At 34.7% G+C, this 7,778-nt stretch carries 6 protein-coding genes and 1 pseudogene; 5 read left to right on the plus strand and 2 right to left on the minus strand.

From position 1 onward, the window contains the following. Positions 1 to 205 precede the first annotated feature (205 nt). On the minus strand, positions 206 to 418 hold the full coding sequence (locus tag ACTXGU_RS22045; RefSeq protein ID WP_443483665.1) for a hypothetical protein: 213 nt from the start codon (positions 416 to 418) through the stop codon (positions 206 to 208). Positions 419 to 745: 327 nt separating this feature from the next. Between ACTXGU_RS22045 and tnpB the strand changes: the two genes are divergently transcribed. Next, positions 746 to 1,921: an IS200/IS605 family element RNA-guided endonuclease TnpB gene (tnpB, locus tag ACTXGU_RS22050; RefSeq protein ID WP_443483670.1), complete on the plus strand. Its 1,176-nt coding sequence runs from the start codon at positions 746 to 748 to the stop codon at positions 1,919 to 1,921. A 778-nt stretch (positions 1,922 to 2,699) separates the two neighbouring features. Next, a pseudogene (gene ltrA / locus ACTXGU_RS22055) lies at positions 2,700 to 4,467 on the plus strand (group II intron reverse transcriptase/maturase). Positions 4,468 to 4,752: 285 nt separating this feature from the next. Here ltrA and ACTXGU_RS22060 read toward each other — a convergent pair. Next, on the minus strand, positions 4,753 to 5,388 hold the full coding sequence (locus tag ACTXGU_RS22060; RefSeq protein ID WP_443483666.1) for an NAD(P)-dependent oxidoreductase: 636 nt from the start codon (positions 5,386 to 5,388) through the stop codon (positions 4,753 to 4,755). Between the two features lie 211 nt (positions 5,389 to 5,599). On the opposite strand from ACTXGU_RS22060, the gene ACTXGU_RS22065 reads away from it, so the two are divergent. The 3 genes from ACTXGU_RS22065 to ACTXGU_RS22075 all read left to right on the plus strand — a co-directional run bounded on the left by ACTXGU_RS22065 (position 5,600) and on the right by ACTXGU_RS22075 (position 7,621). Then, positions 5,600 to 6,040, plus strand: coding sequence for an Rrf2 family transcriptional regulator (locus ACTXGU_RS22065; protein WP_443483667.1), 441 nt, complete (start codon positions 5,600 to 5,602; stop codon positions 6,038 to 6,040). 266 nt (positions 6,041 to 6,306) lie between these two features. Then, positions 6,307 to 7,158 carry a metallophosphoesterase gene (locus ACTXGU_RS22070; protein ID WP_443483668.1) on the plus strand — a complete coding sequence of 284 codons (852 nt, stop codon included), beginning with the start codon at positions 6,307 to 6,309 and terminating at the stop codon, positions 7,156 to 7,158. A gap of 40 nt (positions 7,159 to 7,198) precedes the next feature. Beyond that, positions 7,199 to 7,621 (plus strand): GNAT family N-acetyltransferase, encoded by a 423-nt coding sequence (locus tag ACTXGU_RS22075; protein WP_443483669.1) that lies wholly within the window; start codon positions 7,199 to 7,201, stop codon positions 7,619 to 7,621. Positions 7,622 to 7,778: the final 157 nt, after the last annotated feature.

Raw genomic sequence — 7,778 nt, forward strand, 5'->3', positions numbered from 1 at the left:
ACTGAAAATATGCATGACATATGCATATTTTTTTTGTGTAGAATTTTATAAAAAGTTATGGAAGAATACGTCTTAAGCCATCCATTGATAAGCAAAGTGCCTTTCTTCAATAAGAAGCAAGGCACTCGTTCGTGTTTATTCTTTAATAGAAACAAACTATTCAACTCAAAATAAGTAAACTATTTTTCGCTGCATATTTTTTAGATCAAGTGCAGCCTTCACACTCATAATAGTGTTTTGTAGCATCAATAGTTTTTATTAATTTGCCGATCACGACATCGTCTTCATCTGTAAATTCTATATCTGCTACTCTTTCCTTTACTAATTGTCTCGCTTTTTCTTCTGTTTCCGCCACTTGACTAAATTCACTTTCTAAGCCAGTAGAGTTAACTGTATATGCGAATAAGAAACGTTGCATTTAAAAGAATCTCCCCTTTTTTTAATAGATATGTATTCATTATATTAATAATAATAATATAATGAAACAAAATTGCTTTCGTGCCATTATGAAGCTAAGCTGTTTAATCTTAATAAAAACTATGTAAGCAACTTGATTCTCAGTTTTTTCCCCTCTAGTTAAAAAGAAACCAGATTTATCATTTCCCGACAGAATACTCCCTCCTCAAGAAGTGTGAAGGGAAAAGCCCAATGAGTAGGTGGGAGATGAATGTCGGTTGGCGTTAGCCAAAACTTTCCTTCTTATGATATAATAGGAACGAATGTTCTTGGTGGGAAGGTGATATTCATGCTAGTGAAAAAAGCCTATAAATTCCGCTTGTACCCAAATAAAAAACAGATGGAACTCATAAACAAAACCATTGGCTGCTCCAGATTTGTGTTTAACTTTTTTCTGGGGAAGCAAAAAGAAAAAGATGCTTATTGGCATATCTGCGAAGAAATGGTACAACATGGTCAGCTTCCGATAAATAATTGGAAAGGCAAGTACTTAAACAAATACGAAACAGTGAAATCACTTCCTGCACTAAAGAAGCATTACTCTTTTTTGAAGGAAGTAGATAGTATTGCTTTGCAAAAATCAGTGGAAAACTTAGCTGATTCTTATGATCGTTTCTACAAAAAGCAAAATAAACAGCCAAGATTTAAAACGAAGAACAATCCTGTTCAGTCTTACACGACAAAGCACACGAATGGGAATATTGAGGTTATTGAAAAGAAAATAAAGTTACCGAAACTAGGGAATGTTCGCTTTGCGAAAAGTCGTGAAGTTGAAGGAAGAATCTTGAGTGCTACCGTTAGACGAAATCCATCTGGTAAATACTTTGTGTCTATTACTACCGAAGTAGAAATAACAGAGTTACCGCAAACAAACTCAGCTGTCGGTGTTGACGTTGGCTTAAAAGATTTTGCTATTCTATCTGATGGAAAACGCTACTCCAATCCGAAGTTTTTCCGCTCCGCAGAAGAAAAGTTAGCGAAAGCACAACGAATCATGAGTAGACGAACAATAGGCGGAGCAAATTGGAATAAAGCCAAAAAGAAAGTCGCACGTATCCATGAAAAAATAGGAAACATAAGAAAAGATTACTTAGACAAAATCTCCACCGAAATTGTCAAAAACCACGATATCATCGGGATGGAAGATTTGTCCGTATCTAATATGTTGAAAAATCATCACCTTGCGAAAGCCATCAGTGAAGTATCATGGGCACAATTCAAACACATGATGGAATACAAGGCAAAATGGTACGGGAAACAAGTGGTGACCGTTTCCAAGAATTTTCCTTCCAGTCAGCTATGTTCCTGTTGTGGCTATCAGAACAAAGACGTTAAAAATCTCAAACTACGTGAATGGAAATGTCCAGCATGCCATGCTCACCATGATCGTGATCGTAACGCAAGTGTAAATATCAAAAACGAAGCAATAAGACTTCTAACCGCAGGAACTGCGGGGATCGCCTAATCAATAACTGGTGGATACACCGGTGTTCTTAGGAATCTCCCGCTTCAATGAAACCGTAAGGGTGATAAGCGGTGAGTAGTTGTGCGAAACGTTTCCTTATAAATGCGTATGCATGAAATAGGAGGGTTGCTGAAGCAATCATAACTGATTAACTGAAATTCGGAATGAAAGCCGTCATGTCGAGCTGAAGCGAGTTATCTAATACTCCTACATGCACAGAATGGTAGTAGCCTGAATGTGTATGAAGCTAGGTGAAGGCGGCTGAAATGAACCTAAGTTGCTTTTATAGGATATGGTTCATGATAGGTCGGGATGCTATAAAATATCTATGGTGAGAATGTCCAATAGGACTGACGAACTTGCGAATGTAAGGGTCTAAAACCGCATTATTATCGAAAGATATAAACTACAAATTGTAGGGTTAACCACCGAAAAGTATGGATAACTACTAAGAAATTCGGGATACTCGACAAAGAGAGTATAGAGTTAACAGGTTCAGAGTAAGCACCCACGGATATATGTAAAGCTAAGTTAATTGGAACGTTGTAAGCAAGAAACGTCTATTTAAAACGACTACTATCGGGATGGTGTCTATAAGGTAAAAATCGAAATGACTTTATTCTTGTGAAAGTAGGGACACAGTACCGATGAAACGTGTAATGAACGTGGAGGGATAGTCCCAAGTCTTGTTCTTTGTAAAACTAAATCAACTAAATGAAACTCACAGGGGCGAGTAAGATGATGGGACTTTCCTTAGGAAAGGAGAAACAATCCATCGGTGAGTACAGCGTTACGACATGCGGAATATTATGATATGCAAAGTACCTTTGATGACCTTTATGAGCGCAGTAAGACCAACGCAACAAAAGGTCTAAGATTGTATGAACATATTATATCTAAGAACAATATCTTATTAGCTTATAGAAATATAAAAGCTAATACAGGATCAAAAACTACTGGTACTGACGGCATCACAATTGACCAATACAAAATAGAAGATATTGAAACATTTGTTGAAGAAATAAGAACAGAACTAGAGAATTATAAACCTCAAACAGTTAGAAGGGTTGAAATACCAAAACCAAATGGAAAGAAACGCCCTTTAGGTATACCGACTATGAGAGATAGATTAATTCAACAGATGTTTAAACAAGTATTAGAACCAATATGTGAAGCCAATTTCTACAATCATTCATATGGATTTAGACCAAATAGGTCAACTCATCATGCAATGGCAAGATGTCAGTATCTAATAAATAGAACAGATTACCATTACGTAGTAGACATAGATATACAAGGTTTCTTTGATAATGTGAACCATGCTAAGTTACTAGAACAAATGTATAGAATCGGCATCAAAGATAAACGAGTGCTTTCTATTGTATCGAAGATGCTGAAAGCACCCATACAGGGAGTAGGGATACCATCCAAAGGAACTCCACAAGGTGGTATTTTATCCCCACAACTATCAAACATAATGGGAAAATATGAAAACAAATTTTAAATACAAAAACCAAACTGTTAAGATTCGTATGCTCAAGAAATCGAATCTTAAACAAATGTATATCGTCAGATATGCAGATGACTTTAAAATTTTTACTAATTCCCATCAATCAGCTATTAAATTATACCATGCTGTAAAAGGATATTTGAATAATCAATTAAATCTTAAAATATCAACCGAGAAATCAACGATTACAAATCTAAGAAGAAAAAGGTCAGAATTCCTAGGATTTTCGCTTAAAGCAGTGTCTAAACGCAATAAACATGTTGCAAATACACATATCATGGATAAGAAAATAAAAACAATTTTAGAGAAGGCAAGAAAACTTATTCATGATATTAGGAAAAATCCATCACCGAAGAAAATCAACCTTTATAATTCTTATATTCTTGGCATTAAAAACTACTATAAAATAGCAACACACATAAATTTCGATTTTGCAAAAATAGAACATCGGTTATTTCGAACCCTGCATAATCGTCTTAAATCAATTGGGAAATATGGAATACCTATCAAACCTTCTGCAACGTATAAACGACTACATAAGAACAAATACAGAACGTTCGAAATCGCAGGTATACATTTATACCCTTTAAAAGACATTCAAACAAAGAACGCCATGAACTTTAGCCAAGATAAGTGTAACTACACTAAAGAAGGAAGAATAAAACTTCATAAAAACCTTAAAGCTGATATTGCAACCGAAATTCATAAAATGTTACAAACATACTACGATAACGAAAAATTAGAATATGCAGATAACAGAATTTCAAGATATTCTATGCAATTAGGTAAATGTGCAGTGACAGGCAACTTCCTTTTAGCAAATGAAGTTCATTGTCACCACAAGATACCTCGGAATATGGGTGGTACAGATGAATTCAGCAATCTTGTAATATTTCATAAGGATGTTCATAGACTAATTCACGCAACAGATGAAAAGACGATTGAGCAATATAGAAACTACCTTCAATTGGATGGAAAACAATTGAAGAAGGTAAATCACTTTCGTAAAATTTGTAATTTAGTTGCTTTAGTTTAAAAGAATAAGATGGAACGCCTAATGCGGTGAAAGTCGCACGTTGGGTGTGGAGCAGGGGAAAAGACGGCGATCACATCAAAATCTTACCTATTGCTATCAAGGAAAAGATAGCAACCATATTTCTTCAGTTGGAACGATCCTAATTTCTTATAAAGTATCCGCACGGCATAATTACCTTTAACTGCCTTTAGATAGCTTAGCGATGAGCTATGGAACATAATTTAAAAATACCATTAGCTGACAAAACTAATGGTATTTTTTAAATTAGCCTCGTTTCTAAAAACCTTATTTTGCTTCAGCAACAACTGAAAATCGTTCGTTTTGATGTTGTGGATTTTCAATTTCATCCAAAACTACGATAGCATAGTCAGCATAGCTTATATAGCTTTCTCCTTTTGCATTTAAAATTAAGTTGTCTTTCCCTTTTTGATAAGAGCCTGTTCGTTGACCTTCTGGATCAAAGAATCCTGCTGGGCTGATATAAGTCCATTGAATGCCATCTGTATTTTGTAAATCTTCAAGGTTTTTCCCCATATTTGTTGCTGTTGGAAAATATGCTTCAGGAAAATCTGGTGTTTCAAATACGCGAAGTGTTTTTTCTTCGTTCACAAATAAACTGCCTGCTCCTCCCACGACAATCAATTTTGTCTGTGGAGCATCTTTAAGTGCTTCTATTAAAACATTGCCAGCATCCACATGTTGTTGTTCTTGACCTGGAGCAGCATTAAATGCATTTACTACCACATCAAAATTTATAATATCTTCTGTTTTTAAATCAAAAATATTTTTTTCTACCACAGCAACATTTTGAACTTTTCCGGCATCTCTAACGATTGCTGTAACTTCGTGTCCTCTTGAATGAGCTTCTTTTAAGATAAGATTGCCTGCTTTACCACTTGCACCGATAATTCCAATTTTCATGATAACATTCCTCCAGTAATAATTTATTAGTTTTACTAACCTGTAACTTATATGATTACATGTAATAATATAAGTTACAGGTTAGTTGTTTGTCAACACTTAATCATTTAAAATCTTAATTTAGGTGCAACAGTGACTTGTAACTGTTTGCATTACATGTTTTATCCTATATAATAATTAGGAATACCAATAGTAAAGGAAGGCGAAAAAGGTGTCTATTAGCAGCCGTTTTGCAGTGGGAATCCATATATTAGCTCTTTTAGAAATAAATAAAGATGGAGTTAATACATCTGAATATATCGCTGCGAGTGTCAACACAAATCCAGCTGTAATTAGAAAGATAACGGGTATGCTTAAAAATGCAGGGTTAATAAATGTCCGTCCTGGTGTTGCTGGTGCAAATTTGGCTAAAGAATTAGGCGATATAACTTTACTCGACGTTTATAAAGCTGTTAGTGTTGTACAGGATAAAGAGTTATTTGGAATACATGAAAATCCAAATCCAGCATGTCCTGTTGGAAGGAATATACAAAATACAATTGGTCCAATATTTTCTGCTGCTGAGCTGGCATTAGAAAAGGCTTTAAAAGCAGTAACGATTGAAGATGTTGTAAAGGGTATTTTAGAGAAAGAAAAATTAAATACTAAGTGATTTTAATAGGCAAAGTTAAAAAAGACATTCGCGTAAGAATGTCTTTTTTACAATATTGGGTTTTATTTTTTGCATTTTCTAAGTATTCTCATACCGACAAATGTACTCGATGTGTTTCCGTTTTGATCAAAATAGAATCGGATTGCACTGAGTGTATCATTAAAAGCATATGAACCCTTTGTCTCTACTATATCATACAACTATTTATATCCTCGAAAACCAATATATGAGAAAATAGCATTATTAAAAGAATGAAGAGGTGCATCATGCAATTTTTGAAAAAGAAGTGGCTGCTGTTTATTATGATCATTTTGATAGCCATTCTATTTTCCTATTATCAAAATAATGCGGTTTCAACGACAAAGATAACGATACAATCTAGTAAAATACCAACAAGTTTTAACGAGTATAAAATCGTGCAATTATCTGATTTGCATAGTAAAGAGTTTGGGGAAAATCAATTGAGGCTAGTGAAAAAGGTAAAAAAATTAAAACCTAATTTGATTGTTTTCACAGGTGATTTAGTAGATGCGGATAAATATGATGAAGCGATAAGTCTAGCATTAATGAAGCAGCTTGTTTCGATTACTTCTGTGTATTATGTGACAGGCAATCATGAATGGTGGTCGGGAAAGTTCGATAGCTTAGAGAAAAAGCTGCAAGATGCTGGAGTAGAAGTATTGAGAAACAGAAATGTTACGATTCATAATGGGAAGGGACAAATTAAACTGATTGGGGTGGATGATCCAGCAATCGATAGGGAAGCTCCAAATGAAGCAATTGTTGATCAGGAAATGCAATCGGCTTTAAAAGGGTTGGATACAAGTAAGAGCTTTACGTTGTTATTATCTCATCGACCGGAATTATTGTCATTATACGAAAAACATCAAATCGATCTTGTTCTGTCTGGGCATGCACATGGCGGACAAGTAAGAATTCCCTTTATAGGAGGATTGGTAGCACCAGATCAAGGCTTTTTGCCAAAATATACAGCAGGTACATATAAAAAAGGCGATACTACGCTGATTGTTAATAGAGGATTAGGCAACAGCATCATCCCGCAGAGACTATTTAATCGGCCGGAGATTGTGGAGATTACTTTAGCATCGGAAAAATAAGTTGAGATGGCTAATGAAGTCAAAAACTTAGGAGGATAAGGTGAAGATTATCAATCAGTGGAACGAAGCAGATAGTGAGTTCATACGAAAAAAGGTAATAGAGTATAACTTAGAGAAAATACCTGCTGAAGTAAAACATCCAGTTAAGAAGGTTAGCTTTATGATTAGGAATGAAAAGAAAGAAATAGTAGGGGGGATAACAGGAACAATTTTTTGGTATTGCCTCCATATTGATTTCTTATGGATAGATAAGTCCATTAGAGGGAATGGGTACGGAAAAAAATTATTACATAAGATAGAAGATTTAGCGATAGCAAATAATTGCAAAAGCATTCAATTAGATACTTTTAGCTTTCAAGCTCCTGAATTTTATCAAAAAAATGGTTATCAAATAATTGGATTGATTAAGAATCATCCATATAAAGAAATGCAGCAGTATTTTTTAGAAAAGAAACTGATGTAAAAATTACATGAAAAGAGGCTGAGTATTATGAAGTATTTTGTTTCTGATGATCATTGATATGATGCCTTATATTTAGTAGGATAAAAATGGAATAGGGAGTTTGAAAACGACCATCATGTTGGTTAGGAGAGGCGTCCGCACGACTCCTGCGGGATTA

The organism is Niallia sp. 01092, from assembly GCF_052318935.1.
Taxonomy (GTDB): Bacteria; Bacillota; Bacilli; order Bacillales; family Cytobacillaceae; genus Niallia.

What these genes read in the sequence shown, in the direction of transcription:
- ACTXGU_RS22045 (WP_443483665.1), bottom strand. Translation starts at nt 418, where the DNA reads ATGCAACGTTTCTTATTCGCATATACAGTTAACTCTACTGGCTTAGAA.
- tnpB (WP_443483670.1), top strand. Translation starts at nt 746, where the DNA reads ATGCTAGTGAAAAAAGCCTATAAATTCCGCTTGTACCCAAATAAAAAA.
- ACTXGU_RS22060 (WP_443483666.1), bottom strand. Translation starts at nt 5,388, where the DNA reads ATGAAAATTGGAATTATCGGTGCAAGTGGTAAAGCAGGCAATCTTATC.
- ACTXGU_RS22070 (WP_443483668.1), top strand. Translation starts at nt 6,307, where the DNA reads ATGCAATTTTTGAAAAAGAAGTGGCTGCTGTTTATTATGATCATTTTG.